This is a genomic window from Rhizobium giardinii bv. giardinii H152, from assembly GCF_000379605.1.
GTDB classification, from domain to species: Bacteria; Pseudomonadota; Alphaproteobacteria; order Rhizobiales; family Rhizobiaceae; genus Pararhizobium; species Pararhizobium giardinii.
This window is the reverse complement of the sequence record NZ_KB902581.1, coordinates 1-1,461: the sequence shown is the minus strand read 5'-3', so window position 1 is coordinate 1,461 and position 1,461 is coordinate 1. Positions and strand designations below refer to the sequence as shown.

The window sequence follows — 1,461 nt, the reverse complement described above, 5'->3', positions numbered from 1 at the left end:
CCAAGTGGCCCGCAAGAGGCCCGTCCGCCAGCTCCACTTGCACTGCCATCTCGATTCACCCGCGGCGCACCCAAGAATGCAGCGTCTATAATCAGCTGCCCACTCGAGATGGCGCGGGCGCGACCTCCGTGAGTTTGAAGTACGGCCGGCTGCGGTAGCATGCCTTCCATGATTGCGCTGGCAACCGGACCTTTAACGTAGTCACATACAATGCGACCTACGACACCGTTCGCAATGTGTTCGACAAGTGGTGCGTGCACGGGAAATATCGAGCTGGCGGCGATCGTCAGACCCTTGAGGCCGGATCTCGCGGCGGAATCGAGTACATGATTTAAGACGGCATCACCGTCACGAAGGTGATGGTGAAATGACAAGGTCGCGCCATCCCTCAGACTACACGCTGAAAGGATTTCGTCGACATTCTCCAGAAGCTCCGGTGTCCCGGATGCAATACGCGTCGCGAGCATTTCACCTGTTGCAACATTTGAAGACGGATCGAACGCCGTCGTGCAGAGGCCTTGCAATCGTTGCTGGCCGGCTTTGCTGTCGTTGCCGCGCAATTCCACGGGAAATGCCATTTGGACGCTCCTGGCTATAGGTCGCTTTCCCCAACGATGGAAAATTAGGTGGGCGAGAGCAACAGGAGGCTCCATCTTCGAGCAATAGCTGAATTCAATGGCAGTCTAGGCTCCCTAGCTATTGATGATCATTCTTGCTCCCAACAGCCATTTTTACTGGTCGTTGGTCGCAACTCCAGCCATTGTCCCTCATTGACCTTCACGAGGCTTCGACCGCCATGACAATCATCACCGAATCCGACATCGTCGATAGTATTGCAGAAGCGCTGCAGTTCATCTCCTATTATCATCCACCAGATTTTATCAGGCACATGGTATCGGCCTTGGAGCGGGAGGAGAGCGCGTCAGCGCGCGATGCCATTACGCAGATTCTCGTAAACTCGCGAATGGCTGCCGTCGGACGAAGACCCATCTGCCAGGACACTGGCTCCGTCAACGTCTTCGTAAAGCTCGGGATCAGGGTCCGTATCGACTCCGACAAGTCTTTACAGGAACTGGTCGATACTGCAATTCGGAGGGCTTACCTCAACGATCAAAATCCCTTGCGGGCGTCCATCGTCCTTGATCCGTTGTCGTCCCGCAAAAACAGCGGCGATAACACCCCCGGAATGGTCAGCGTGGACCTTGTCTCGGGCGACCTTATGTCGATTACTGTATCGGCGAAGGGTGGCGGGTCTGAGAATAAAGCTAAGTTCACGGTGCTGGAGCCCTCGGAATCAATCAGCGACTGGGTGGTGAAGACGGTGGAGGTGCTCGGCGCAGGCTGGTGTCCGCCTGGAATTCTGGGAATCGGAGTTGGAGGAAGCGCCGACAAGGCGATGCTCATGGCGAAAGAAGCCATGAACGAAGAAATGGACATGCTCGAGCTTGTCCGTCGTGGGCC

At 55.9% G+C, this 1,461-nt stretch carries 2 protein-coding genes; one reads left to right on the top strand and one right to left on the bottom strand.

Features of this window, described 5'->3' with window-relative positions:
• On the bottom strand, positions 1 to 578 hold a 578-nt coding region (locus A3AY_RS37540), incomplete at its 3' end, for a citrate lyase subunit alpha (RefSeq protein WP_276325088.1).
• 218 nt (positions 579 to 796) lie between these two features.
• Between A3AY_RS37540 and A3AY_RS0107510 the strand changes: the two genes are divergently transcribed.
• Positions 797 to 1,461: fumarate hydratase (locus A3AY_RS0107510; RefSeq protein ID WP_026203214.1), on the top strand; the 665-nt coding region annotated here is incomplete at its 3' end.